The sequence below is a fragment of the Bacillota bacterium genome (assembly GCA_024653485.1).
GTDB lineage: Bacteria > Bacillota > SHA-98 > UBA4971 > UBA4971 > UBA6256.
Window position 1 is genome coordinate 1 of the sequence record JANLFY010000003.1, and the last position, 23,881, is coordinate 23,881.

At 62.8% G+C, this 23,881-nt stretch carries 22 protein-coding genes and 1 tRNA gene; all 23 read right to left on the bottom strand.

From position 1 onward, the window contains the following. Positions 1 to 661 precede the first annotated feature (661 nt). Complete coding sequence (locus tag NUW12_02755; GenBank protein MCR4401693.1) at positions 662 to 1,486, bottom strand: patatin-like phospholipase family protein; 825 nt, start codon at positions 1,484 to 1,486, stop codon at positions 662 to 664. Positions 1,487 to 1,513: 27 nt separating this feature from the next. Continuing rightward, entirely contained in the window at positions 1,514 to 1,798 is a 285-nt protein-coding gene (locus NUW12_02760) for an acylphosphatase (GenBank protein MCR4401694.1), read from the bottom strand. 405 nt (positions 1,799 to 2,203) lie between these two features. Beyond that, positions 2,204 to 2,281 (bottom strand) — tRNA-Pro (locus NUW12_02765). 135 nt (positions 2,282 to 2,416) lie between these two features. Then, the gene (locus tag NUW12_02770) at positions 2,417 to 2,692 is read right to left on the bottom strand and encodes an HU family DNA-binding protein (protein ID MCR4401695.1); all 276 of its coding nucleotides are present in this window, start codon (positions 2,690 to 2,692) and stop codon (positions 2,417 to 2,419) included. Between the two features lie 128 nt (positions 2,693 to 2,820). Beyond that, positions 2,821 to 4,299 carry a stage IV sporulation protein A gene (gene spoIVA, locus NUW12_02775; GenBank protein MCR4401696.1) on the bottom strand — a complete coding sequence of 493 codons (1,479 nt, stop codon included), beginning with the start codon at positions 4,297 to 4,299 and terminating at the stop codon, positions 2,821 to 2,823. Positions 4,300 to 4,526: 227 nt separating this feature from the next. Beyond that, positions 4,527 to 5,090, bottom strand: a complete 564-nt coding sequence (gene folE / locus NUW12_02780; GenBank protein MCR4401697.1) for a GTP cyclohydrolase I FolE — start codon at positions 5,088 to 5,090, stop codon at positions 4,527 to 4,529. Positions 5,091 to 5,233: 143 nt separating this feature from the next. Then, the gene (locus NUW12_02785) at positions 5,234 to 6,097 is read right to left on the bottom strand and encodes a ribonuclease H-like domain-containing protein (protein ID MCR4401698.1); all 864 of its coding nucleotides are present in this window, start codon (positions 6,095 to 6,097) and stop codon (positions 5,234 to 5,236) included. 237 nt (positions 6,098 to 6,334) lie between these two features. Then, positions 6,335 to 6,583 carry a hypothetical protein gene (locus NUW12_02790; GenBank protein ID MCR4401699.1) on the bottom strand — a complete coding sequence of 83 codons (249 nt, stop codon included), beginning with the start codon at positions 6,581 to 6,583 and terminating at the stop codon, positions 6,335 to 6,337. A 102-nt stretch (positions 6,584 to 6,685) separates the two neighbouring features. Beyond that, positions 6,686 to 8,137: a DUF4139 domain-containing protein gene (locus tag NUW12_02795; protein ID MCR4401700.1), complete on the bottom strand. Its 1,452-nt coding sequence runs from the start codon at positions 8,135 to 8,137 to the stop codon at positions 6,686 to 6,688. Positions 8,138 to 8,270: 133 nt separating this feature from the next. Next, positions 8,271 to 9,344, bottom strand: a complete 1,074-nt coding sequence (locus tag NUW12_02800; protein ID MCR4401701.1) for a M42 family metallopeptidase — start codon at positions 9,342 to 9,344, stop codon at positions 8,271 to 8,273. A 200-nt stretch (positions 9,345 to 9,544) separates the two neighbouring features. Next, positions 9,545 to 9,928 (bottom strand): adenosylmethionine decarboxylase, encoded by a 384-nt coding sequence (gene speD, locus NUW12_02805; GenBank protein ID MCR4401702.1) that lies wholly within the window; start codon positions 9,926 to 9,928, stop codon positions 9,545 to 9,547. A gap of 113 nt (positions 9,929 to 10,041) precedes the next feature. Then, a complete protein-coding gene (locus NUW12_02810; protein ID MCR4401703.1) occupies positions 10,042 to 11,427 on the bottom strand; it encodes a methionine gamma-lyase family protein in 1,386 nt (461 codons plus the stop codon). Positions 11,428 to 11,441: 14 nt separating this feature from the next. Continuing rightward, positions 11,442 to 12,614 carry an LL-diaminopimelate aminotransferase gene (locus NUW12_02815; protein MCR4401704.1) on the bottom strand — a complete coding sequence of 391 codons (1,173 nt, stop codon included), beginning with the start codon at positions 12,612 to 12,614 and terminating at the stop codon, positions 11,442 to 11,444. A 2-nt stretch (positions 12,615 to 12,616) separates the two neighbouring features. Next, positions 12,617 to 13,507, bottom strand: a complete 891-nt coding sequence (gene dapF / locus NUW12_02820) for a diaminopimelate epimerase (GenBank protein MCR4401705.1) — start codon at positions 13,505 to 13,507, stop codon at positions 12,617 to 12,619. A 164-nt stretch (positions 13,508 to 13,671) separates the two neighbouring features. Beyond that, positions 13,672 to 13,938: a hypothetical protein gene (locus tag NUW12_02825; protein ID MCR4401706.1), complete on the bottom strand. Its 267-nt coding sequence runs from the start codon at positions 13,936 to 13,938 to the stop codon at positions 13,672 to 13,674. Beyond that, positions 13,922 to 14,533, bottom strand: coding sequence for a hypothetical protein (locus NUW12_02830; GenBank protein MCR4401707.1), 612 nt, complete (start codon positions 14,531 to 14,533; stop codon positions 13,922 to 13,924). Before NUW12_02830 ends, NUW12_02825 begins: the two co-directional genes overlap by 17 nt. Beyond that, positions 14,514 to 15,122, bottom strand: coding sequence for a 50S ribosome-binding GTPase (locus tag NUW12_02835; protein ID MCR4401708.1), 609 nt, complete (start codon positions 15,120 to 15,122; stop codon positions 14,514 to 14,516). The genes NUW12_02830 and NUW12_02835 overlap by 20 nt, the downstream gene beginning before the upstream one ends. 84 nt (positions 15,123 to 15,206) lie before the next feature. After that, positions 15,207 to 16,208, bottom strand: a complete 1,002-nt coding sequence (locus NUW12_02840) for an AAA family ATPase (protein MCR4401709.1) — start codon at positions 16,206 to 16,208, stop codon at positions 15,207 to 15,209. Between the two features lie 193 nt (positions 16,209 to 16,401). Next, complete coding sequence (gene hfq / locus NUW12_02845) at positions 16,402 to 16,656, bottom strand: RNA chaperone Hfq (protein MCR4401710.1); 255 nt, start codon at positions 16,654 to 16,656, stop codon at positions 16,402 to 16,404. 141 nt (positions 16,657 to 16,797) lie between these two features. Then, a complete protein-coding gene (gene miaA, locus NUW12_02850) occupies positions 16,798 to 17,757 on the bottom strand; it encodes a tRNA (adenosine(37)-N6)-dimethylallyltransferase MiaA (GenBank protein MCR4401711.1) in 960 nt (319 codons plus the stop codon). Positions 17,758 to 17,946: 189 nt separating this feature from the next. After that, on the bottom strand, positions 17,947 to 19,833 hold the full coding sequence (gene mutL, locus NUW12_02855; protein MCR4401712.1) for a DNA mismatch repair endonuclease MutL: 1,887 nt from the start codon (positions 19,831 to 19,833) through the stop codon (positions 17,947 to 17,949). A 5-nt stretch (positions 19,834 to 19,838) separates the two neighbouring features. Next, positions 19,839 to 22,556 (bottom strand): DNA mismatch repair protein MutS, encoded by a 2,718-nt coding sequence (mutS, locus tag NUW12_02860; protein ID MCR4401713.1) that lies wholly within the window; start codon positions 22,554 to 22,556, stop codon positions 19,839 to 19,841. Beyond that, a complete protein-coding gene (gene miaB / locus NUW12_02865; GenBank protein MCR4401714.1) occupies positions 22,553 to 23,875 on the bottom strand; it encodes a tRNA (N6-isopentenyl adenosine(37)-C2)-methylthiotransferase MiaB in 1,323 nt (440 codons plus the stop codon). Before miaB ends, mutS begins: the two co-directional genes overlap by 4 nt. Positions 23,876 to 23,881: the final 6 nt, after the last annotated feature.

Sequence of the window (23,881 nt, forward strand, 5' to 3'; positions counted from 1 at the left end):
ACGATCTCCTTCCAGGGCAAGACCTATCAGCTTCTCACACCTAATGGCGCCATCCTCCCCCTACGCCCCAAGGCTGCGATCATGGTCCTCACTCACCTGGATGGCTCCATTACCGCCCTATACGATGGCTGGCCCTATGCGCTCAAGGAATACCAGCATCCAACACAACAAGCTTCACAGCGCCCCCAACCTGAGCACAGCCACCGTAAACACCTCAGTCCACCAGCTACGCACCCTTGGCGCCGCCAAGCTCTTCTCACGCCACCCAAACAGCCTACCACTAGCTCATGGCGTGAAAGGCTCTATGGAGGAGGGAACATCTATGCCCAGAGGTGACTCGCCACGTCGCTCACGTACACATGCCCATGTGAAGCACGCCCACACACTACGCCCCCCGCCCACTCACGTCGTCGACACACCCAGGGGTGACATTTTCTCAGTCCAGATGAATGTGTTTTGGGGTGACAAAATCACAGTCCGTTGACACGATCGCTGGGGTCTCTCTTCTCCTGCTCGTTCACCTCAGACTCACCTACAAGAACTTTACGCTACCTCGTAGCGGTCTTCACACACTCTGCCGTATCCACGCCTCGCACGGGCGCAGCCGCGCCGGCACCACCGCGCACATCCCGGGCGTCGGGCTCTTCATTGAGCTCTCCAATCAGCGGGGCCATCTTCCGAGCGCCTTTCGGATGCTCGGCAAGGCCTCGATGGCCGCCTGTTCCCCACGAGCGATGAGCTCGCGCGCCTCCCAGAACTCGATCCCCGTCGCAAACGATACGTCCGGCTCGATCACTACTTCCGCCTCACCCCGCCTGAACTCGAACAACCTCATCTGCATGATGTCCAGTGTGTTCAGGACTATGTCAGCCGTGCGGGGCTTCTCCACGTGCTTGCGCTCAAGTTTCGGCAACACGCTCACGGCCACTGCGACCGCTGACCTGTCGAGGACGCGGATCTGATCAACGGGCACTGGGTTCACCACGCCCCCATCCACAAGCATTCTCCCGCCGAGCTGCACAGGAACGAACACGACCGGAATCGAGATGCTGGCGCGTATGGCGTCGACGACGTCTCCGTCCCTGAGGATCGTCTCTTCTCCGGTGAGGACGTCCGCCGCGACCACGGCAAGCGGGATCTTGAGTTCTGAGAATCGAACGTTGCCGATGAAAGAGCGCAGCAGATCCTGTATTCTCTTCCCTACTATGAAGCCTTGTCTCGGGGGGATGGGGTCTATCCACGCAAGCACGGACCGTTTCGTCACGGCGAGCGCGTGCTTCTCCATTTCGGCGAGGGGCATTCCCGCCGCATACAGCCCCCCTACTAGCGCGCCCATGCTTGCGCCGGAGAGCGCCCTGATCGGGATGCCCTCGCGCTCCAGGACCTTCAACACACCGATGTGAGCAAGCCCTCTCGCCGCACCGGAGCCGAGCGCAAGCCCGACGCCGCGCCTGAGCCTGCACCCGTGGTTCTCACCGACTCCCATTGGCATACCACCTCACAAGCGGGGCTTTCAGCCTCGGACGGTGAAGGACACGAACTCGCCGCGGTAAGCGGACCACCGAACGTCGACGTCGTCCACCCTCGCCCATGGGGGTCCCTCGCGCAAGAGCGCGATGAGGCGCTCCACCCTGCAGAGCTCTCCCTCGATGACGAGCGCAACCGAGCCATCGTGTCGGTTCCTCACCCATCCAAGGAGGCCGAGAGATGTCGCGTGTCTCCTCGCGAACTCCCGAAAGCCGACACCTTGGACTCGGCCGGTTACCGTGATCTCGGCTCTCGTCTTGTCGCTTCCCATGCCGCGGTTCGCGGATTCCACCTCATCCATGGTCTTGACCCTACCCGCTGCCAGGCTCCTCATGGCTGCATTTCCATAATGTTCAAAGCGGAAATTCCCTTCAGGCGCGACTAAAATCTGCGACGCCGGGACACCACTATAACTGCCGACGGTCCCACGGCTAACGCGAGGGGATTATGGCACAAGCCATATTCTGAAGGAGAGCGCCATTTCTCACCTGTTGTGAACTTGCCTCTCCCACCTCAACTTGGCCGTCACCGTCGGCCTCGCGCTGCAGAGAAGGCTCGTGAAGACAACGGCACGACCAGTGGGACGAGAGCCGCCCGGCGTTCCTGCCAGGCGGCTCTCGGCGTATCTCTGCTGACACGTCGGTTGCAGACCGCGGAGCGCCGTCGGTACAAAGACTGGTCGGAGCGGCGAGACTTGAACTCGCGACCTCCTGAACCCCATTCAGGCGCGCTAGCCAAACTGCGCCACGCCCCGACCCAAATCCGGCTGGCCCGCTTCTCTTGCGGTCCAACTGGATTATAGCAGATCGCCGGCGTGGCCGCAACCCCGAGTTTGCGTCCGCAGCTCGGTGCCGCCTTTCGACCTCCAAGAGAGCCCTGCAGCCGCAATTCACTTGGCGACTGCGTCTTTGAGGGTCTTGCCTGCCTTGAAGACCGGCACCGTACGCGCGGCGATCCGAATGGTGCCCCCCGTTCTCGGATCCCTGCCGGCCCTGGCTGCTCTCCTTCTCGTCTCGAAGCTGCCAAAGCCTACTACTGATACCTTATCCCCTGCGGCCAGGGCTTCCGAGATGGACTCAAATACCGCATCGACGACTCGCGCTGAATCCTTCTTGGTGAAACCGGTCTTGGCTGCGACCTTGTCAACCAGTTCCGTCTTCGTCATTCCGGAAACCTCCTTTCGCAGGTATGTTGCCCACTTCAAGCAGGATTTATAAAGGGCGGGCCGCCAAGTGCGGCCCGCCTCGGGGATTCTCCGTCTTTCCCTTGCGTTCTTCCAGACGATGCTAAGCGCTATAATATGATGCAGATGAGCCCGCCACTGCCCTCATTGACGATCTTCTGAAGAGTCTCCTGAAGTTTCTGTTGCGCGTTCTCCGGCATTCTATAGAGCTTGCTCTCGATGCCCTCTTTCACCAGCTCGTGCAGGGACTTCCCCAGGAAGTCCGTGTTCCAAATGCGATCGGGGTCCTTCTCGAACTCCTCCGATAGTCGCCTGACCAGCTCCTCCCCTTGCCTTTCCGTCCCCACGTTCGTCGTGACCTCTGTCTCGATGTTCGCCCTGATCATATGGATGGACGGGGCCGACGCCTTGAGCCTCACGCCGAACCGGCTGCCCTGCCTGATGAGCTCCGGCTCCTCGAACGTGAGCTCATCGAGGAGCGGCATCACTATGCCGTACCCAAGCTCACGCGCGTCTCGCAAGCCATCGGCTATCTTGTCGTACTCCCTCTTTGCCGTGGATAGCTCCTTCATAAGCCGCAGGAGATGGTGATCGCTCTCTACCTCGAGACCGCTCACTTCCTGGAGTACCTGGAAGAACAGGCTCCTCGGCGCGTCCAGGTCGATGACCACTGAGCCTGTGCCCAATTCCATCTTCGTGAGATCCGCCGAGGATACGAACTCCTCTCCGGACAGCCTGTTCACGACGGTGTGGATATCGCGTATCCTCTTGACTTCCTTCACCGTCGTGACGACGGCTTCCTGGAACCTCTGCCTTGCCCAGTGATCCTCTGCAAGCTCACCCAGCCAGACAGGCAGCCGCACGCTCACCTCGCGAACAGGGAACTCGTAGAGCACTTCGCGCAAGACACCCTTGACGTCCTCCACGTCCATACGCATGCAGTCGAGGGGGATGACCGGTACCTGGTACTTTTGGGACAAGTCGGTGGCAAGGTCCTTAGCCTCTCTCGACCACGGTGCCACAGAGTTGAGGATCGCGACGAAAGGCTTGCGCAGCTGGCGCAGCTCCGCTATGACCCGCTCTTCCGCCTGCGCGTAATTCTCCCTCGGGATCTCGGTGATCGAGCCGTCCGTCAGTACGACCAGGCCGATGGTCGAGTGGTCCGCTATCACCTTTCTCGTTCCGAACTCGGCCGCGTCCTCGAACGGGATTTCGTAGTCGAACCACGGCGTCACGACCATCCTCGGGCCGGCTTCGTCCTCGTACCCGAGCGCTCCCCTCACCGTGTAGCCGACACAATCAACGAGCCTGACCCGGACCTTGACGTTGTCTTCGAGCTCGACTTCCACGGCCTCGCTGGGCACGAACTTGGGCTCGGTGGTCATGATGGTCCTTCCGCCACCGCTCTGCGGGAGTTCGTCCACAGAACGCTGTTTGTCGTACATGTCGGAGATGTTCGGAAGTACCAGGAGGTCCATGAAACGTTTGATGAACGTGGACTTGCCCGTTCTGACCGGCCCGACCACTCCGATGTAGATATCGCCGCCAGTTCGTGTGGCGATGTCCTGGAAGATGTCGAACGTCTCCATACCGGCTCCCTCCCCCGGCACCGGGTCGCACCCGGCTTTCAGAATAATGTATATGAGCGGAGGGAGCGATTATTACCCAGGCTCCCAAAATCGTGGACGGACACCCGCTCAAGTGGCTTGCGCCGGAACCGTCGGAGTGAAGGGTGAAGGCGGGTCATGCGCCGCGCTTCGGGAGACCATGGCGGGCCAGCCCGGTCAGGTGCTGCTATTGCAAGGCCGCCGGTGTCCTACGAATTGCCCTTGATCAAGGAGAACGCCTCGGCTCTCGCCGCAACGTCCTTCCGGAATAGTCCTCGCACCGCGGAGGTCACGGCGATGCTTCCCGGCTTGGTCACGCCTCGCATGGACATGCACATGTGCTCTGCTTCTATCACCACCACGACCCCGTGAGGTTTCAGAGCCTCGTCTATCATGTCCGCGATCTCGCTTGTGAGCCTCTCCTGCAGCTGGGGACGCCTTGCGACCGTCTCGACCACTCGCGCGAGCTTGCTCAGCCCCACGACTCGCCCCCCCTTGGGCAGGTAGGCCACGTGAGCCTTCCCGTGGAATGGCAAGAGGTGATGCTCGCACATGGAGTAAAATGGGATGTCCTTGATGATGACCATCTCCTCATGGTGCTCGTTGAACAGGGGTGTGAGAAGGTCACGAGGGTTCTTGCCGATTCCACAGAAGATCTCCTCGTACATCCGTGCTATCCTGCGGGGCGTCTCTCGGAGACCCTCACGGTCCGGATCCTCCCCGATTGCCTCGAGGATCTCTCTGACAGCGCGCATGATCCTTGCTTCGTCCAATCTCCTGTACCTCCTGATGTACGTCGCTATATAGGTCGCTCGCAGCGGGTGGCCTGAGCGCCGGGCGCACTCCCGCGCCTTGCCACGTTGCCCGCTCGTCCCCGACGCGCGCCTCGCGCCCGGGACGGCATCCCAACTCGAAGCTACGAGCCTCCGGACCTAACGTCCAAAATGGTCTCGAGAACGAGCGCAAGCGCATGAAGGTCCATGGCGTTGTGCTCAAGGATGGGACGTATGAGGGCGGGATTCCGGCTTCTCACGAACTCGTGGTACGCCTCTGGAATCAAGGCCCCCGGGATGTCGCCGTGGCGCTCGTACCCGAGTAGGTGCGCGGCCACCGTCACGAGCCTGCAATCCGGCAGCACGTCCCGATAGAGGCGGCGCACCACCCTGAGCAAGTCCACGTGGAGTTCGCACGACACGCATTCCATGCCATGAAAGGCCATTCGGTCCCGAATGTAGGGAAGATCGAACCTGTGTCCGTTGTAGGTCGCTACCACCTGGACCTTGTCCAGCTCGTCTCTGACTGCCGACAGCACGGCGGCCTCCTCTTCGTATGATCTGGCGAGATACTGCCGCAGGAACACCCCGCGATCCTCGCAAAACCCCATGATTCCCACGAGAAAGAGCGGCTGCGTGCTATAGAGTCCTGTGGTCTCGATGTCCACGAACGCTATCGCGGTCTCTGGATAGTGCGTCAAGAGGTCCAGCTCAGATGCTCCGCACCTCAAGAGCGTCTTGCGGTCGCCGTTCTCGATGGCTTCCAGCATGGCTCGTGCTGCCGTGCCCCAGCGCGAGTGCTGGCACAGGCGCGCGAGATCGCTGTAGCCCTGGGCCTTCAGTTTCTCCTCGGTTCTCGGTCCGACACCCCGCAGAAGCTTGAGGTTACGTCGAAGGCTCTCTCGACCGCGCCCCGGCGACACATACACCGGAGGCAACGTGCGCCGGGCGACGTAGTAGTCTCCCTCTCCCAAGAGGTCATCTGCGGGCCTCGGCCATGTGGTCACTGTCCTCTCTCCCACTTCTTCTCCCTTGCTCTCCCTCTTCGCGATCGGTTCCACCCTTCGCCGCACGGCGGCAACGTCGCATAAAACATTCGCTATGCAGCCGTGGAACCCTCCCCCAAAGGAAAGGCGACGGGGCCGGCCGTCCGCGCGACCGACCCCGTCTGCGGCCTCATCCCAGACTCCAGAACCCCACGTGCGGCTTACGCGCGCGCCAGCTCTTCAGCCCTTTGGCCAGGATTAGTGATAACCGGAGTCTGCACCCCGCGAAGGCTGCGCCATGTGGTGTTTCTGCTTGAAGTCCTCCGAGAACGTGCTGGAAAAGTGAATTACATACCCGGAATCGAGCGTGATGAGGACCTCCTCCCAGTACCCCGGGTCTTGCGGTCCCGCCGCGCTCGTGCGCACGTCCACGCCCACAATGACTGTGCCCACCACATTCTGCCGGAACCCTTCGATATCGTCAATCAGATAGCAGGCCACGGCCATCCCTCCCTGATTGATCTCACTTCCAGTGTCCGGCACCCACCGGCCAGCGGGTGTGCGCCTGCGTCCTCCGACGCCGTTCGCGCTACTATCCTATTTGCGGGCCTAGTCAGCGATGACGCGAACCCGGTACAGGATTTCGCCCTCCTTGCCCTTGGGCACCTTGATCTTGAACGCGGCCGTGTTCGCGTCCAGTTTCTGGTACGACGTGGGGACACAGCTCAGAATGGCCCATTCACCGTAGAACCTCTCGATGACCGTGATCTCCACATCTTCGTCCTTGTGGTTGCGCAGTCTGATACAGCACGCTTCCTCGTAAGAGCTCGGCCCGGTCTTCTTGTAGTCGGTGACCAGCCGTTCGCCCACTATGTCAAAAGCGTTGCCGACATAGAGCTCGACGGTCTCATCCCGCGGCGTGTGTGCTATCTTGTCTTCACCAACGAATGCCAGGCTCCCGTCGGCAGACGCCTTGTACACGCGCACCTGCCCCGCCGGAAGCGGGATTCCCAGCCTTGCATCGGTTTTGTTCTGGAACTGCACGATGACCTTGACGTCCCCGGTCTCCTTCTGTCCCGCGTATTTCTCGTACTCGGGGGAGCGTCGCGGACTTTCGAACACGTACAGTTTCTTCACGGGCACGTTCGACGCCGAGAGCAGCTCGATCTGCTTCGACTGGTTGTCCTGCACTGTGGTGCGGCGCCCGAGCTCGTAAGAGTGGTATTCGAAAAGCGGCTGCTCTCGGAATGCGTCAACGGCAAGCGTGGTCGCCAAGAGTCCTGCCGTCGCCTTGAAGGCCGCCTCCGGCTCGGCCGCACGCACCCCACCCGCCACGAGTCTCAGGGAGGCATTGCGGAACGTCGCTCCGCTCTCGTTGTCCAACGTGACCCACCCGTCGAGGGCGACGTGCTTCTCCGCCGGGTCCAGCACGCAGGCGTAATTCGCTCGCCAGCCAAGGCCCTCCGCGAGATAGGTCACCCCTATCACGTGGCTGCCGTCTGATTTCGCGTCCACGAGCCACGAGAGGGTTGGGCGCAGGAAGAGACCTGAGGGCAACGAAGGGAGCTCTACCTCACCCAGCGGGTCGAGAAGGATCTTCCCGTCCATCTCGACCGTGAGCCTGCCTTGAGGGTCAACGGCCAGAAGACGGGCCGGGCGCACGACGCCGTCGCGGTTCAACCCTATCTCCTTGCCTACATACTTCTCGAGGAGACCGACCCTGCTCGCGAGGTCGTACTCAAAACTCTGCTCGATGACGTTGAGATCGCCTGGTGCGGTGAGCGACCTGAGACGGACCGATGACGAGTCCAGCTCTTTGGGGACGTCGGGGAAGCACAAGAGGTTGAGGCCTTTCGCGAGCGAGACCACGCGCTCCTCCCGAACCAATGCAAGGCCGCTGCTATAGACTGTAAGCGACACGTTCCTTTGGTGATCGAGAGCCGCCTCCGCTACTTCCACGCGCGCTTCCTGCGCGAACGCCAGGCCTGGAGCGACACACGCCGTTGCGGCTATCAAAGCAAGCACTACGAACAAACGAGGGCTCCATCTTTCACGCAGCACTCCATCTCCCTCCTCTCAGCTGTCTACGCTGTCTGCGTCTAGTGTGCGTTGCGTCTGCGCCACGGGAAGGGCTTCCATACGAGCGCGAGGAATCGTTCCCAAGGGCGGCCACCACCCACCCGAGCGTTTCTCGTCAGCTCGCGAGCTCGGCCACGGTCGACGCGTCGAGCCGCCTCACGACCTCCGTCACCAACGCCACGGTCCGGTCATAGTCTTCGCGGCTGATGAGCGACACGTGGCTGTGTATGTAGCGGGACGGCACGCCGATCACAACGGACGGGACTCCCACGCCGTGCAGGTGGATTCTACCCGTGTCGGCCGCTCCGCCCTCCATGAAGTCGGTCTGGTAGGGTATGCCGAGATCCTTCGCCGTCTCGATGACGAGGTCGCGCAGCTTCGAATTGGGGATGAGCGATCTATCGTAGATGAGGATGACAGGACCCGCGCCGATCCGCTCCTGCACCCTCTCCTTGTCCGATCCCGGAACGTCGTTCGCTATTCCAACCTCGAGCGCGAACGCCACGTCGGGGTCGACTAGGTCCGCGCTGGTCTCCGCCCCGCGGAGGCCCACTTCCTCTTGAACCGTGCCGACTCCGTACACCGTGTTGGGATGGGTCGTGCCGGCGAGGTTCTTGAGCACGCTTATGAAGAGGGCACACCCCACCCTATCGTCCCACGCCTTGCCGAGGTACAGGTCTGCGTTCCTTAGGACCTCAAAACTGCTGACCGGGACTATCGGGTCACCCGGACGGATTGCGAACTCGCCAGTCGCCTGCTCGAAACTGGTCGCCCCGACGTCTATGAACATGTCCTTCTTCTCTACGACTTTCTTTCTCTCTTCCTCGGTGAGCAGGTGCGGCGGCTTAGAACCAATGACCCCTGGCACATCGCCCGAGGCCGTCTTGATCACCACTCTCTGCGCCAACAAGACCTGATCGAACCACCCACCCAGCGGTATGAACCTCACGAATCCCTCGGGAGTCACAGACTTCACCATGAAGCCGATCTCGTCCATGTGGGCCGCCAGCATTATCCTGGGCCTGTCGCTCGTGCCCCGGCGCCGCGCGACCAAGCTTCCAAGTCGGTCTTGCTCTATCACGGCGAATTGTTCGAGGTGCTTCCTGATGATCTTGCGTACCTCCCTCTCGTATCCAGGCACTCCCGGAGCTTCCGAGAGCTCTCTGAGCATCATGGCAGTGTCATCCACCGGTGGAAAACCCCCCTTGAGTTTGCTGGGCGAGCCACCCCTGCACACTATTCCCTTTGGCGGTCCGCCGCCGCCCCTTTACTTCGCCACCTCTTGGTCCTATCCTGCATGTTCGCTCGCCGTGAAAAAAGATCGAGGAACGCATCTGTCGTTCCTCGATTCGATCCACATCGTGCGGCGGTTTGATGCCCCTGCGCAAGCTACCCCGGGGAGATCTTCGTCACGTCGTGCTCCTCGAAGATCCCCCTTTTCACCTCGGAAGCCACTATTCGGCGGGCCTTGAATAGATCGCGGATGTACCTGCACGCGACCATGGGGTCCACCTTCTCCCCGCATGTAAACACGTCGACCGCAGCATACCTGTGCTCCGGCCAGGTGTGGATGGCCAGGTGGGACTCGGATATAACCACCACACCACTCACACCCTGAGGGCTGAATTTATGAAACGCCACCTCGCGGATCTCGGCCCCTGCCCGCAAAGCAGCGTCCACCATTATCTCTCGCACGGCTTCTATGTTGTCAAGCACCTCAGGGTCACATTCGTACGCCTCGCACAGGATATGACGCCCCAAAGTGTTTGCCATCCAAAGTCCCGCCTCCCTTCCAGCTCTCTCCCTTCTGATCGGTGACTTGCCCGATCAACGCAATTTTAGCAGATCGCCCCCCAAAGTCAAGGGAATCTCCGCAATTCGCGTCGTCAGCCTGTGCCTTCCAGGGGGTCTTCCCCACCCTCCTCTTCTCTCTCCGCCGCTGGCTCCAGCATATCTTCTCGAGACAATGCCGTGAGGCCGGATAGCACCGCCAGCATCACATGGTGCCTCGAAAGACCCCCTTGAACATACGCCACGTACGGCGGCCGGAGCGGTGCGTCCACAGTCAGTTCCGAGGACGACCCCTGCACGAAGGTTCCGCCGGCCATGATGACGCTGTCCGCATATCCCGGGAGCGGGCTCGGTTCGGGGGAGTATTTCGCGTTCACCGGGCTTGCGACGTGAAAACCGCGACAGAACGCAAGCAACCTGCGCCTCGTGAACATCCTCACCGCTAGGACAGTGTCTGAGCGCGCTTCCCTCTCGTCAGGCATCGTGGGATAGCCGAGCGCCCGGAAGAGTCTCGATGCCACGGTCGTTCCCGCCAAGGATTCCGCTACGACCACCGGTGCGAGGAAGAAGCCCTGCAGTATCAAGCGGGAATGCCCAAGGCTCGGCCCGACCGCCCCGCCAACTCCTGGCGCTGTGAGACGAGCCGCGACGCGTTGCACGAGCTCGCGTCTGCCGACGACGTATCCCCCAGCGGGGGCTATCCCGCCACCGGGATTCTTGATGAGTGAGCCCGCAGCTACGTCCGCGCCCACTGCCGTGGGTTCCATATCCTCGGTGAACTCACCATAGCAGTTGTCCACGACCACGAGAGCGTCCGGTTTTTCTGCCTTGACTCCTCGGACGATCTGCTCTATCTCGGCAGCCCTCACCGATGGTTGCCAGGAGTATCCGCGGGACCGCTGAATGAACACTATCCTCGTGCGATCGCCCACCGAACGCCTTATCTCGCCCACGTCGAGATCGCGCCGCTCGACGTTCCTCGGGACGACGCGCCACGTAATTCCAAGCTCCGCACACGACCCGGGCACGCGACGCCCCATGCCCACCACGTCTCGTAAGGTGTCGTACGGTTCGCCCGTTGCGAACAGGATCTCGTCACCGGGCCTGAGGAGGCCGAAGAGGCAAAGAGCGAGCGCGTGGGTGCCGGAGACTATCTGGTGCCGCACGATGGCTGCTTCCGCGCCGAAAACGCTGGCGAAGATCGCTTCGGCGACTTCTCTTCCCCGGTCGTCATACCCGTACCCGGTCGTGCCGCCGAAATCCTGGTCGGTCAGGCCGTTCTCCCTGAACGCCCTCAATACCCTCCCAAGGTTGCGCCGCGCCAAGGCGTCGATGCGCCCAATCTCCTGTTTGCACGCCTCCTCAGTCTCGCGCGCGAGCGCCGCTAAGGAGGGGTCGATTCCGAGATCGCTCTCGATGATCCCATCGACGATCTCATCGACGAGGCTCTCGGCTCCTTCCGGCCCCTTCGCTTCTGGCATGTCCCCCCGTCCCCTCATGAGTACCTGACTCCAGCCTCCTCGAGACGCGCTATCGCCTCTTCCAGCCTCGCGTCGCTGAGAGTGACGGATATCCTGAAATAGCCCTCGCCTGCGGACCCGTACCCGACTCCGGGCGTCACGAACACTCCCGCTGTATCGAGCAGGTGTCGGGAGAACTCTATCGACGAATAACCGTGCGGCACGGGCGCCCAGATGTAGAACGTCCCCTTCGGAGGTTCGAGGGCCCATCCCAAGCGGTTCAGCGCATCGACAATTCTCCGTCGACGCTCCGCGTACGCGTTCAGCACCCGAGTCAAGTGCTCGGGGGGTGTTTCAAGGGCCGCTATCGCGGCGTATTGGACAGCTTGGAAGATGCCGGAGTCGAGGTTGGTCTTGAGCCTGCCGAGCGCGCCTATGACCTCCCTGCATCCGACCGCCCACCCAATGCGCCATCCGGTCATGTTATAGGTCTTGGAAAGGGAGTGGAACTCTATCCCGACTTCTTTCGCGCCAGGGACCTGAAGGAAACTCGGAGCCTGGTACCCATCGAAGGCTATCTCGCTGTAGGCAGCGTCGTGACACACGATGATGGAATTCGCCCTCGCGAACTCCACTACCTGTTCGAAGAACTCAGTGCCGTCGACCGTGGCAGCTGTGGGATTGTTCGGATAGTTGATGAACATCAGCTTGGCCTTTGCCCTCACGTCCGCCGGGATGGAGTCCAGGTCGGGAAGCCAGCCGTTCTCCGGGCGGAGCCTCATCGGAAACGGATCCCCCCCTGCGAGCAACACCGCGGTGGCGTACACGGGGTACCCTGGGTCAGGGACGAGAGCGAGGTCCCCGGGGTCGATGAAACACCACGGGACGTGTGCAAGGCCTTCCTTCGAGCCTATGAGGGACACCACCTCGGTGTCGGGATCGAGCGCCACACCAAACCTTCGCTCGTACCAACCGGCCACCGCTGCGCGGTACTCGCGTAGGCCCTCGTAACTCGGGTAACGGTGGTTCGCTGGGTCGTCCGCCGCTTCCTTGAGCCGTGCCACCACGTGCGGAGGCGTCGGGAAGTCGGGGTCTCCGATGCCGAGGCTGATTACGTCGACGCCGCGCTCGCGTACACGCGCTATCTGGCGATCCACCTCGGCGAAAAGGTACGGAGGCAGGTTAGTGATCCGTCGTGCTTCCTGAATCTTCACTTCAACCACTCCTCGAGGTCATCGATGATCCCTGTGAATACGTGTGTCGCGGGGCCGGTCATGAAGACATGATCGTCCTCGTTCCATTCCACGAAGAGTGTCCCGCCGGGAAGGTGCACGCGTGCGGATCTCCCCGAGAATCCGCGTCTTGACGCGGCAACCAAAGACGCGCACGCCCCCGTCCCGCAGGCGAGAGTCGGACCCGCGCCTCTCTCCCACACGCGCACTGTGAGATCCTCCTTTCCATTCACCTGGACGAACTCCACGTTCGTTCTGTCCGGAAAGAGAGGATCGCGCTCGATGGCCGGCCCGAGTCGCTCAAGGTCCACGGCAGCCACGTCAGGCACGAAGACGACGCAATGGGGATTCCCCATGGACACGCACGTGATCTCGAATCTGCCTGCTGCAAGGTCATGCGCTTCGCCCACCACAAACGGCCCGGCGGCTGCGACCGGTATCCTGTCCGGCCGGAACACGGGGGCTCCCATGTCCACGCGGACCTGTCCGGCGAATTCGCCCTCAAGTATCACCTCTGCTCGAACCGTCGCGCCTTTAGCTTCGATGGACACTGAGGGACCGCGCGCAAGGCCGCTGTCTTGTGCGTACACGGCCACACACCTCGAGGCGTTGCCGCACATGCGCGCCTCGCTGCCGTCGCTGTTGAAGATGACCATTCTGACGTCGGCGTGGTCCGATGGCAAGACGAGCACCACCCCATCGGCACCCACTCCCGTGCGCCTGTTGCAGAGGCGCACCGCACCTCTCGCCCATCGCGCCGCGTCCGCGTCAGTAAACGCGTTTGCCTTGACAAAGTCAAAAAGGACGAAGTCGTTCCCTAGGCCGTGCATCTTCACGAACACCGTGCCTAGCCCATCGGCCTCTGCCATCGCGCTATCGTTCCTCTCTCGCGCCTGTCCGTCGTCCATGACCCTCACCTCGAGGGCATGTCCATTTCCTGTCTCGGGGCCTGGCCCGCGACCGTGCTCCGAGCTTCCGGCGTTCTCGGACGTTGCCAGGTCCTGCAGAAGGAAGGCGACCCATTATTCGGCTGTTATTCGCGCTCGGGCGGTGATCTCCTGCTTGAGCTCTCGGGTTCGTTCGAGAGTTCGTTCTCGGAGTCCGGCCCCTTCCTCGTTCGCGTGCCCGTCCCACATATGGTGCACCTTCCGCGTTCCAGGGATTCGCGACGCATTTCGATGGGCGCGAAGACTGCGCCGTCCCTGAAACCCTCGGTCCGGCCGTGCCTGTGGCCGATGATGTATCCGAGGAGGAACGCCACCATTGCCAGCAACAGCCAGGAGTCAATCGACATCCGCATCGGCCCCGCCTCCTCTGCAGCCTGGGACGAGGCGACTGGCGACTTCGATCGCGGGGGCGCACAGACACACGAGGAACGTCGTGCGTTTGTCCACGACCAGCGCGCCCAGGAGCGCTATGAGGCACAGCAAGAAAGCCTCACCCTTGCCGAGGCGCCGGGCAAGGTTGGCGCGGCCGGCCGCGCGGTCGGAAGCGAAGTCCCTGAGGTCGTCCGCGAGCTGGACGACGGTCATCAGGAGCACCGAGACCAAGGCGAGCCGCCAGCCAAACAGAAGGCACGTCACCAGGGCTACGACCGCTGACTCCATCCACGCTGAGAGCCCGAGCGGCAGCATGTCGCCGGGATTCTTCAGCATCCCCACCACGTACGCCGCGAGCACGAGAGGACATGCGAGGCGCAAGTTCATGGCGCAGCCGATGAGCGCAAACACGAGTGAGTAGAGCACGGCCCCGCCACCCAGGGCGCGCACAAGGGAGGGCTGTCCTTGAGATATGTCCGCCTCGTAGTCGAGATGGTCGTCCATCAGTTTGATGGCCACACCTGCCAGGCCGACCGCGATGAGGTCCACTGCGAACCTAGAGACGACGGAGGACATGTCGCTTCACCTCCCGCAGCCCGGTCTTCGCGACAGCCGAGACGGGGACCACGGTATGACCCCAGAAGGCCCTTTGGAGCCTGGCAAGACCCCGTGCGGCCTCAGGTAGGTCCATTTTGTTCGCCACGATGACATACCCTCCTCTGGACCCCGCAAAGTCTGCGATCTGCCTGTCGACCGTGTCGGCAGCGATGCCGGACTCGCATCGCCCCGCCTCAGCCGCGTCCAGGACGTGCAGGATGACGTCGGCAGGACGGATGCTCCCCAGAGTCTGCGCGATCGCCTTCCGAAGTTGGGGGTCCTCATGAATGTAGTCGACCACGCCGGTCGTATCCACAAGCTCTACGATCCTACGACCCTTTCCCGCCGGCAGTCCCACCACGACGGACTGGAGGCACCGGGTCTGGTGAGGACGCGGTCCGACGAGCTCTCGAACTGCCTCGCTTATGGAGTAGCTTCTCACCTCTTTGTCCCCGCGTGGGTGCCAGAAGGTGACGTCCACTGTGTCGGCCCTCAGATGCTCGGCGAGCCTGAGGACGAGAAGGGTCTTGCCGACGTTCGGCCTGCCAACGATCACACAACGCTTCATCACTGTACGCCATCCTCGGGCGATCGGCCCGGCCGGTGTGCGGCAGGTCGGCCTCGCGCCGTGCGCTCTCCACGTCTTCCGCGCTCAGAGATCGTCGGTGATGTCCTCCCGGCGGATGAGCATGAGCTCTTCTCTGGAAAGGTGCTGCTTCTCCACCAAGCGCAGCGCCTGGCGCCTGATGGCGCGTTCGATCAAGTTCCGCACGAGCCGCGCGTTTCCGGAGTGCTCGTTTCCAGGACCGGCTCTTCGACTCAGGAGGAACTCCAGCCTCGCGCGGGCGGCGACATCGAGACGGTAGTCCCTCTTCCTGAGCATGAGGTCGGCGATGCGAAGGAGTTCGTCTGTGCTGTAGTCGGGAAAGTCTATATGGATGGGGAATCGCGATCTGATTCCGGGATTCGCGCTGATAAAGGTGGTCATCTCATCACGGTAGCCTGCGAGGATGACGATGAACCTGTCCCTAAAGTCCTCCATCCCTTTTACGAGCGTGTCGATGGCTTCCTTGCCGAAGTCCTTCTCGCCGCCCCTCGCAAGCGAGTATGCCTCGTCGATAAAGAGTATTCCGCCGAGGGCCTTCTTAATCTGTTCCCGGGTTTTCTGCGCCGTGTGCCCGATATACTCCCCAACGAGGTCCGCTCGTTCCCTCTCGACGAGGTGCCCCTTTTCGAGGACCCCCATCTCCCGGAATATCTTGCCGAAGAGACGTGCGCACGTCGTCTTGCCCGTCCCCGGGTTCCCGCTGAAGATCATATGAAGGACGAGGGGCTCCGACGTGAGCTGCCGAGCCGCCCTGATCTGCTGGATCTTCACGTACGCAACTATCTCGCGCACGAGCGCCTTTACCCTGTCCAACCCGATGAGGCTGTCGAGCTCGGCGAGAACCTCTTTCAGCCGTCCGTCGTTGGTGCCAGCGCTCGCGCTGGCGCCGGTCGGCGACGGGTCCGTGGCGTGGTGCGGCCCCGCGGGCCTTGCCTGCCCGGGTTCGGCCGCCCTCTTCAGGGCCTCCAGCGCTTGGACCGGTGAAAGCTTCCCCTCCTCCAGATCCATGAGAACCAGGCTTGGATCCCTGGGCTCGAAAGCAAGCATGCCCCCATACCACCCCCCGCTTTCTCAGGTGACGGCAAACTCGAGCGCGCGTATGCCCTAACCTTACGTTTCCCGCGGCACGAGCCACGGGCTGTGCTGGCAAGGACCTAGCGGGCTCCGAGACCTGATGCGGCTAGAGGTTCGACTATATATCGTATGCTGCCCGCCGCGTTCCGTTCATTACGAGTTGTCATTATGTGTTGGGGCTGTCTTCCGGCTCGCTCGGCGGAACGAGCGCCACCGGGCGTGAGGGGGTGATCGTGGAAATGGCGTGCTTATAGATTAGGTCCTGCTTCGTGCCGTCTGACAGGACCACGGTGAAGCTGTCGAAGCCTTTCACCAGTCCCTTCATCTGGTAGCCGTTGACGAGGTACACGGTTACCGGGATCTCCTGGCGTTTCACGGCGTTCAATATCACGTCTTGGAGATTCGGCGTCGGCTTGCTCATTCGCTCCTTCATCCTCCCCCGCTCCTGCACCCCGTAACAGCGCGGTGCATTATGCGGCCCAGCATACGGCCCAGCGCACGATGCTCTGCCGTCGGTACCCGCCCCGTCGAGCGCGTGCCGAGCACCGGCGACACCGATCTTCTACATCGCGGCGAGCTTTCCTTTGACGAGCGCGAGGACGCATGTGGCCGCCTCCCGCACCGACGAAAAGGAGCCGAGGTCCACCCACTCTACCCTTGGATCCGCTCGGAACCAAGTCAGTTGACGCTTGGCGTAACGCCTCGTGTTTCGCTTCATTGCCTCTACCGCGTCTGAAAGAGAGCACATCCCGCGCAGGTGGTCGACTATCTCCTTGTAGCCCAGGGCCTGCCCCGCGGTGAGCGCTCGCTCGTAGCCGCGGTCGAGGAGGGCTCGAGTCTCGTCCACAAGCCCATCCCGAATCATCGCGTCGCATCTTCGGTCTATCCGTTCGTACAGTGCTTCCCTTTCGCGCACGAGCCCCACCATGACGAGCCTGTCTACGCGCATCCTGCCCGCTCCCCCTTTGCGCCACATCTCAGAGATCGGGCGTCCCGTCACCGCGTGTACCTCGAGGGCTCTGATGATTCTGCGTGCGTCGTTTGGGTGTATCCGGTGGGCGGCAACGGGGTCGACTTCAACAAGACGCTGGTGAAGGGCTGGGGCTCCGTGCACCTTGGCTTCAGCTTTCAGCTCCCTGCGAAGCTCAGGTGAGGTTCCTCCCCATGGAAAGAGGAAATCGTCGACAGCAGCTCTCACGTAGAGCCCTGTGCCGCCCACAAGGACGGGAACCAGCCCCCTGGACGCGATGTCTCGGATCGCGGCACGGGCAAGTTCCTGGAAGATCGCGACGTTGAATGCCTCGTCCGGGTCCACCACGTCGATGAGGTGATGGGGCACGAGCGAGCGCTCCGCGGGGCTGGGTTTGGCGGTGCCTATGTCCATGTGCCTGTACACTTGCATCGAGTCGCAGGACACGATCTCGCCGGGCAGTCTCGCAGCGACTTCCATGGATACGTCGGTCTTGCCCACGGCGGTGGGTCCGACGATGACGACCAGAACGTCTGGGGAGGTATGTGTCATCGCAAGCGTCCTCGTGACCTCGGATTCTTCGTGCCTTGTCGTCGTGGCCGTTCGCCTCCCATTGCTGCGTGGCGCCTCCGTCTGAGCCCCGTCGCGCGGCCGCTGTAACCTGGCTCCCGACGGCGGATGACCGCGAGCGAGGGCAGGTCCCAGCCCCCCGAGGGCCTGACCGCCCCTGCGCCGGGCCGTTCACGCCCGGCGGAAAGCCCTGTCGAGCTCGGCCCTGCTGATCCTGACAAGAGTCGGCCTCCCGTGGGGACAGGAGTACGGATCGCCAGCCTGCGCGAGGTCGGCGAGAAGCCTTTCGACCTCCGGCGGCTCCAGCGCGCTGTGGGCTTTCACCGCGGCACGGCAAGCGATCTCCGCGGCTAGGCGGGCTCGCCAGCTTGCGCCGTCGCGCATACCGCCGCCCGCGGGCTCGTCATCGAGACATGCTTCGAGCGCCTCCTTGAGGATCAGGGCTACGTCACTTGTCCGGCGCGACGCGCCAAGGACCGAAGGCACCGCGCGCAGGAGGAAGGACGACGGACCGAAGGGTTCGAGGACGAACCCTGCCTTCGCAAGCTCTTCAAGCGCGTCGGCCACCCTGGAGGCGAAGCGCGGCGCGAGCTCCAGCGTCGTCGGGATCACCGTCTGCACCTCGGGCTTCTCACCGGAAAGACCTCGGAGAACTGCTTCGTAAAGGACACGTTCATGCGCGGCGTGCTGGTCGACTATGACGAGGTCGCTCCCGTCGGTCGCGAGCACGTACGCCCCCATGAACATGCCGAGCGGCACGAGGACCGCACTATCGCTGTCGCGTCCTCCTCGAGAGGAGGAACGTGGGCGCGACCCAATCCAAAGCGGAGCTCCCTGGATGCCTTGTTGGGCGGGCGCGGTCCAGGCGTCCAGCGGTTTCGGATGCTCACCGCCGAACGCGGTCTGTCTTGCACCGTCTGTTGCGGCCTCGTGTCCCGCGACGGGCGCAGGCGAAAGGCGATACTGACCCCCATCGTCCCGCGTCGTTCCCGCCGTCGCTCGCCTTTCCGCCTCGCGCAACTCGAGGCTCCGGCCGAGGTCGGGCACGGCCGCTGCTGAGCGCAGCGCGGATGCGGCAGCCTTCGCCGCGAGCTGGTACACCTCGTGACCGACTGAGAACTTGGCTTCCCGTTTCGCCGGGTGGACGTTGACGTCAACCGACCTCGGATCAGTGGAGATCCAGAGGAAGACAGCGGGGTACCGACCAGACGGGAGCCTCCTGCCATAAGAGTTCTCGATGACCCGCACGACAGCGGATGCAGACACCGGCCTCCCGTTGACGAAGACGCACTGCGCGTCCCGATTGGCCTTTGTCACGTTGGGAGGCGATATGAGCCCCTCGATCCTCGTCGTGGGCGTTCCGGCTACCACCGGCAGGAGGGTCCTCGCGAGGCTCGCGCCGTACACCGCTGCGACGGCAGCCCGTCTGTCTACAGCATGGCCTCCCTGTACGAGGAGGACCTCGCGTCCGCCTTGGATGAGCCTGAACCTCACCTTTGGCCACGCAAGGGCCAGCCTCGCCACGACATCGTGAATGTGGTCCAGTTCCGTCGCCGGGCGCCTCTGGAACTTGCGTCTGGCGGGGGTGTTGAAGAAGAGATCTCGGCAGGTCACAGCTGTGCCTACCGGGGACGGGGCATCCTCTTCGAATAGAAGGGTGCCCCCTTCGTACACTATTCTTGTGCCGGCCGCATCCTCCTCCCGCCGCGTCACGAGCTCCACCCTGGCGACTGCCGCGATGCTGGCAAGGGCCTCTCCCCTGAATCCCAGGGTTAGGATGCCCTGGAGGTCAGCGGGTCCGCGAATCTTGCTCGTGGCATGTCTCAAGAACGCGGTTCTCGCGTCGCGCCGGCTCATTCCCGAGCCATCGTCGCTCACCCTGATGAAGTCGCCGGGCACGCCGGCGACCTCGACGGTCACGGCGGACGCCCCCGCATCGATGGAATTCTCAACGAGCTCCTTGACGACGGACGCAGGGCGTTCCACGACTTCACCCGCGGCGATCTTGTTGATGGTTTCGTCGTCGAGCACCACTATGGTTTCGTCGCTTCGTGCCATCCCCCTCACCCGTTCTCCTCCAACCTCGCCTTGAGCTCGGCAAGCTTCTGAAGCGCCTCGATGGGCGTCATCCTGTTCACGTCCACCGCTCCCAGCTCTGCGAGAATCGCCTCACGCGTTTCGCTCGTGGGTGCTCGACGCGAAATGCATCCTTCTTCGGTGCGATCACCGCCTTGCCCCGAAGCCGGTGATACCTCCCTCTCTCGCCCGCCTTCGTCACAAGCGGCGCCGCCGGCGGCGGTCCCAGGGCCGTCTTCGCCCATCAACATTGCCAGGAGGCTGGTCTGCTGCGGTCGCGACGGGCTGCGCCTCTCGAGGTCCCGCAGTATCGAGCCTGCGCGCCTCACCACTTGGGCCGGCATCCCGGCCATTCGGGCCACGTTTATCCCGTAGCTCCTGTCGCATCCACCGGGGACGACCCTGAAAAGGAACACGACCTCGCCCTCCCGCTCCTCGGCTTCCACGCGGAAGTTCCTCACCCTTGGCAGCTTGGTCGCGAGCTCTGTCAGCTCATGGAAGTGGGTGGTGAAAACGGTCTTCGCACCGACCCTGTCGTGAAGATGCTCGATGACCGCTTGGGCTATGGCCATTCCATCGTAGGTGCTCGTGCCCCTGCCAAGCTCGTCTATGAATATGAGCGTCCTCTCCGTCGCGCGGGCGAGGATGGCTGCCGTTTGGAGCAGCTCCACCATGAACGTGGACTTTCCCGAGGCTATCTCCTCGCCGGAGCCCGCTCTGACCGCTATCCTATCGGTGAGCGGAACGCGCGCTGATGCGGCGGGCACAAAGCTTCCAATGTGTGCCATGAGAACGATGAGGAGGACGGATTTCCCGAAGGTGCTCTTGCCTGCCATGTTCGGCCCGGTGAGCACCATGATCTGACATTCTTCCGGGCCGAGCCGGGCGTCGTTGGGAACGTACGTGCCTGGAGGCAGGGTCGCCTCCACGACGGGGTGCCTGGCACCCACTAACTCGAGGTCTCTGCCTTCGTGAACCTCCGGTCTCACATAGCCCCGCGAGGCTGCCACCTCAGCAAGGCTCGCGAACACGTCTGCTTCCGCGAGCGCTTGCGCCGCCTGTTGAATCCTCTCGGTCTCGCGCGCCACGCGCGCCCGCACGTCGCAGAAGATCTCGTATTCCAGGCGAGACATCAGCTCTTGGGCTTTCAGGATGGCTGCTTCATGCTCCTTGAGCTCTGGAGTGACGAACCGTTCCGCTCCTGAAAGGGTTTGCTTCCGAATCCACTCGCTCGGCACGAGGTGGAGGTTGGGCCGGGTCACTTCTATGTAGTACCCAAAAACCTGGTTGTAGCCGACCTTCAGGGACTTTATGCCTGTCCTCTCCCTTTCCGTCGTCTCCAGTGATGCGAGGAATTCGCGGCTTCTCGCCGTCGCACGGCGCAGCTCATCGAGGTCCTCATTGTAGCCGTCTCTTATCATGCCGCCTTCCGTGAGCACAGACGGGGGGTCGCTCGCGATGGCGGCCGTGATGACCTCGCGCACGTCGGAAAGGTCGCCCAACCTCCCCGCGAGCCTGCGAAGGGCCTCGCACCTCGATCTGCCCAGGGTGTCCCTCACATCCGGGATTGCCGCAAAGGATTCCGCCAGCGCTACGAGATCGCGCGCCCCCGCGGTGGAGGTCGAGACCTTCGTCGCCAGCCTTTCAACGTCGCGCACAGCGCCCAGGGCGCGCCGGAGCTCCGTCCTGGCAATGACGTCCCTCACGAGCTCATCTACAGCGTCGAGCCTCCGACCGATCTCGGCGATGTCCTGTGACGGCTTGTCCAGCCACCTCCGGAGGAGCCTTGCCCCCATCGCCGTTGTAGTGCGGTCGAGCACGGCTAGCAATGTTGGCCCCCGCGAGCGCTGTCTCAGGGGATCCGATACCTCAAGGCTCCGCCGCGTCTCGGGATCGAGGCCCATCGCGTCCCCACAGGAGTATGCCCTGAGGCTCCTGATGTGATCGAGCGAGGTCATCTGCGTCTCCCGTAGATAGAGCAGAATGACCCCCGCGGCCTGAACCCCCGCCTCATACTCTTGTGCCCCCGACGATTCCAGCACGGCCCATCCGAAGTGCTCCTCCGCCGCCCGAGCTGCGACTGCCGGCGAGAAGCCCGTTCCGTTTGGCTCCGTGAGCGACACGCCCTCCAGCCTTCGGAGAGCCGCGACGAGCTTGGCATCCTTCGCGGCGTCGGGAGGCACGAGGCACTCCCTCGGCGCGAGCCGCGCGAGCTCGCCCAGGATGACGTCCACCGCCTCATGCCCGGTCGCCTCGGTGACGGCGAACTCCCCCGTTGACACGTCAGTCATGGCGAGCCCTATGGCGCGGCCCCGCACCGCCAGTGCCGCGAGGTAGTTGTTTGACTTTGCGTCCAGGAACTCGGGGTCCGTCACCGTGCCCGGGGTGAAGACGCGCGTCACTTCGCGCCTGACCAGCCGCCTTCCGGGGCCGGGCAACTCCATCTGGTCGCAAACTGCCACTTTGTAACCGCAGTCCACCAGCCGGGCGATGTAGGCATGTGCGGCGTGGTATGGCACGCCGCACATGGGCATCCTGTTGCCTTTCCCCGTCTCGCGCGAGGTCAACGTTATGTCCAGCGCACTCGACGCGATCTCGGCGTCCTCGTTGAACATTTCGTAGAAATCACCCAGCCGGAACATGAGGATCGCGTCGCGGTGCTTCGCCTTTATGGCCTGGTACTGCTCGAGCATCGGGGTGGTCAAACCTCCACCACCTCTCCCATTTGCGTCCAGGCCTGGGGCTTGGTGATCTTCACCTTGACGAGGTCGCCTCTGCGGACGCGATCGTCCCGAGGGAACACCACGAGCTTGTTCGTGCGCGTCCGCCCCGCGAGCATGGACGGGTTCGTCTTGCTTTCCCCCTCGACGAGGATCTCGACGACTCTGCCCCGAAGACCTTCGTTGATCTCTGCGGTGATGGCCTCCTGTACCGCGATGAGCCGTTGTATCCTCTCGCTCTTCACGTTCTCGGGCACCTGGTCGGCCATTCGGGCAGCCGCTGTGCCGCGACGCGGAGAGAAGACGAAGGTGAAGGCGGAGTCGAACCTGACCTCCCGGACTACCTTCAGAGTCTCGAGGAAGTCTTCCTCGGTTTCGCCCGGGAAGCCCACGATGAGATCCGTGGTAATGGACGCGCCCGGGACCGCTTCGCGGATCCTGCGCACGAGATCGAGATAGTGAGCTTGCGTGTACCCACGATTCATGCGCGCGAGCACCTTGTCTGAGCCGGCCTGAAGAGGCAGGTGGAAGTGCTCGCAGACCGTCCGCGCGGCGGCGATTGTGTCGATGAGCTTCTGAGAGAAGTCCCTCGGGTGGCTGGTGGTATAACGGATCCTGTATATGCCGGGCGTTCCATCGAGAGCGTTCAGGAGATCCGCGAAGTCGTGACCGTCCGCGAGGTCCCGTCCGTACGAGTTGACGTTCTGCCCGAGGAGAACCACTTCACGGAAGCCGGAGTTTCCCAGGCCCCTGACCTCCCTGACTATGTCCTCGAATCTCCGGCTTCTCTCCCGGCCTCGCACGTACGGCACGATGCAGTACGAGCAGTAGTTGTCGCAGCCGTACATGATCGTCACCCACGCAGAGACCGCGTCCGCCCGGCGTATGGGAAGACGCTCCACGATGCCGCCTTCCCCGCCCCAGACCTCTACCGCCTTGCGGCCCGCTTCAACCCTGTCGAGGAGCTCCGGCAGACGATGGATGTTCATGGTGCCGAACACGAGGTCCACGTGGGGCAGTTTCTCGGCGATGCGTTGAGGTTCGCCCTCCTGCTGCACCATGCACCCGCAGACGCCGATGATGAGATCGGGGTTCGCCCGTTTCAGCCTCTTGAGGTCGGCGATCCGGCCGTACACCTTCCGTTCGGGGTTCTCGCGGACGCAGCACGTGTTGAAGATGATCACGTCGGCTTCCTCGAGTGCGTCGGCGGCGATGTATCCGCGCCCCTCCAGAATTCCCGCGATCACCTCGGAATCGTGCTCGTTCATCTGGCACCCGAGAGTGCATATGAAATACTTCCGCATGGTGGC

Coding starts and splice junctions, on each gene's coding strand:
- speD (MCR4401702.1), bottom strand. CDS start 9,928: ATGGCAAACACTTTGGGGCGTCATATCCTGTGCGAGGCGTACGAATGT.
- miaA (MCR4401711.1), bottom strand. CDS start 17,757: ATGACACATACCTCCCCAGACGTTCTGGTCGTCATCGTCGGACCCACC.
- spoIVA (MCR4401696.1), bottom strand. CDS start 4,299: ATGGAGACGTTCGACATCTTCCAGGACATCGCCACACGAACTGGCGGC.
- mutL (MCR4401712.1), bottom strand. CDS start 19,833: ATGGCACGAAGCGACGAAACCATAGTGGTGCTCGACGACGAAACCATC.
- NUW12_02830 (MCR4401707.1), bottom strand. CDS start 14,533: ATGTCCTCCGTCGTCTCTAGGTTCGCAGTGGACCTCATCGCGGTCGGC.
- miaB (MCR4401714.1), bottom strand. CDS start 23,875: ATGCGGAAGTATTTCATATGCACTCTCGGGTGCCAGATGAACGAGCAC.
- NUW12_02790 (MCR4401699.1), bottom strand. CDS start 6,583: ATGGCCGTGGCCTGCTATCTGATTGACGATATCGAAGGGTTCCGGCAG.
- NUW12_02770 (MCR4401695.1), bottom strand. CDS start 2,692: ATGACGAAGACGGAACTGGTTGACAAGGTCGCAGCCAAGACCGGTTTC.
- dapF (MCR4401705.1), bottom strand. CDS start 13,507: ATGGCAGAGGCCGATGGGCTAGGCACGGTGTTCGTGAAGATGCACGGC.
- NUW12_02825 (MCR4401706.1), bottom strand. CDS start 13,938: ATGCGGATGTCGATTGACTCCTGGCTGTTGCTGGCAATGGTGGCGTTC.
- hfq (MCR4401710.1), bottom strand. CDS start 16,656: ATGAGCAAGCCGACGCCGAATCTCCAAGACGTGATATTGAACGCCGTG.
- NUW12_02760 (MCR4401694.1), bottom strand. CDS start 1,798: ATGGGAAGCGACAAGACGAGAGCCGAGATCACGGTAACCGGCCGAGTC.
- NUW12_02755 (MCR4401693.1), bottom strand. CDS start 1,486: ATGGGAGTCGGTGAGAACCACGGGTGCAGGCTCAGGCGCGGCGTCGGG.
- NUW12_02840 (MCR4401709.1), bottom strand. CDS start 16,208: ATGCTTGCTTTCGAGCCCAGGGATCCAAGCCTGGTTCTCATGGATCTG.
- NUW12_02835 (MCR4401708.1), bottom strand. CDS start 15,122: ATGAAGCGTTGTGTGATCGTTGGCAGGCCGAACGTCGGCAAGACCCTT.
- NUW12_02810 (MCR4401703.1), bottom strand. CDS start 11,427: ATGCCAGAAGCGAAGGGGCCGGAAGGAGCCGAGAGCCTCGTCGATGAG.